The following is a 1,956-nucleotide window of genomic DNA, read 5'->3' as shown; positions in this document are numbered from 1 at the left end:
ATTCCGGTAGCGATTATCGGCGCCTTCGCGGTCATGTATCTCTACGGATTTTCGCTCAACAATTTGTCGCTGATGGCACTGATTGTCGCCGCCGGATTAGTCGTAGATGATGCAATCGTGGTGTTGGAAAACATCAAACGCCATATCGAGCGCGGCCTTTCGCCCTTTCAAGCGGCAATCCAAGGCACACGCGAAGTAGGCTTTACGCTCTTGGCGATGAACATCACGCTGGTGGTGGTCTTTATCTCGATTTTGTTGATGGGCGGCGTGGTGGAAAAACTCTTCCGCGAATTCTCCATCACCCTCGCTGCGGCGATGATTATTTCGCTCGCGGTATCACTCAGCCTCACACCCGCGCTCTGCGCGCAACTGCTGAAAGCCGAGCCGAAAAAAGAACATAAACCCGGTATTTTTGATGACATCAAACACGGCTATTCCATCGCTCTGGGTTGGGCGCTGCGCCATAGTCGTATTGTGTTATTGATTCTCGCGGGCGTCATCGGCCTGAATATTTACCTCTACGTCGCGATTCCCAAAACCATGCTGCCCGAGCAAGACACCGGCCAAATGACCGGCTGGATTCGCGGCGACGATGGCTTCTCGTTTCAATTAATGCAGCCGAAAATCCAGCAATTCCGCCAACTGTTACTAGCTGACCCAGCGGTTGAAGATGTATTCGGCGCGAGCGGTGGCGGCAACGGCGTGAGCAATGCCTGGATGCGCATCAGCCTCAAGCCCATGGCCGAGCGCGGCGTGTCGGTGCATGAAGTGGTAGACAGATTGCGTCGCCAAATGCCGAGCATTCCCGGCGCTATGTTGATGATCGGCCCCGATCAAGACATCCGCCTCAGCTCGCCCTTTAGCCGCAGCGAACAGGAACTCATGTTGCTCGCCGACGATTTGAAACTGCTGCACAACTGGGCCGCAAAAATCACCACGGCGATGGAAAAAATGCCAGAGCTGACCGAGATTGATGGCGTAAAAGAAGAAGGCACACAGCAAGTCGTGCTCACCATCGACCGCGAAGCCGCGCAGCGGTTAGGCGTGAACATGAATGCGGTCGCCAGCATGCTCAACAACTCCTTCTCGCAGCGACAAGTCTCCACCATGTTCGACGAGATGAACCAATATCGCGTGGTGATGGAATTGGAGCCAGGCTACACCGCAACGCCCGCTGTACTGGAACAACTGCAAGTCATCACCAGCGATGGCAAGCGCGTTCCGCTCTCGACTTTTTCCAGTTTCAATTACGGATTGGCCGAAGACCGCGTGCGCCACAGCAATCAATTTGCATCCGAAAGCATCGGTTACGGCGTAGCGGAAAATTACACTGAAGAACAAGCCCGCGCCGCTATCGAAAATAAAATCGCCGAGCTGATGGTTCCTAAAGAAGTCTATCTTGCACCTGCGGGCAGCAGCCGTCCCGGTTGGGGGCCAAGCACACCAGGAATGGCGCAAGATCCGGCGGTGTTAATCGCCTGTGTGCTGCTCGCCGTGTATTTAATCCTTGGGATTTTGTACGAGAGCACCATTCACCCGCTCACGATTTTATCGACGCTGCCCTCAGCGGGAATCGGCGCATTACTCGCTTTGCGCTTGAGCGATACACCCTTCAGTTTGATCGCCATGCTCGGTTTATTTTTATTGATCGGCATAGTGATGAAAAACGCAATTTTAATGATCGACTTTGCATTGGAATTGGAACGCAAAGAGGGTTTGTCATCGCGCGATTCCATTTTCCAGGCCGCACTCTTACGCCTGCGCCCGATCATGATGACCAACCTCGCCGGCTTACTCGGCGCACTGCCGTTAATTCTCAGTTTTAACGAAGGCTCCGAGCTGCGCACCCCACTCGGCATTACAATCATCGGCGGCCTCGCTGTCAGCCAATTGCTCACGCTCTTCACTACACCCGTGGTGTATTTGTATATGGAGAAGGTGAGGAATTGGGGGTTG

At 53.9% G+C, this 1,956-nt stretch carries 1 protein-coding gene; it reads left to right on the top strand.

The genetic code is table 11. The features are described from left to right. Positions 1 to 1,956: efflux RND transporter permease subunit (locus ACWA6V_RS21025; RefSeq protein WP_449524312.1), on the top strand; the 1,956-nt coding region annotated here is incomplete at both ends.

It is taken from the genome of Cellvibrio sp. (assembly GCF_053579595.1).
The sequence above is the reverse complement of the archived record's forward strand: the minus strand, read 5'-3'. Positions and strand labels throughout refer to the sequence as shown.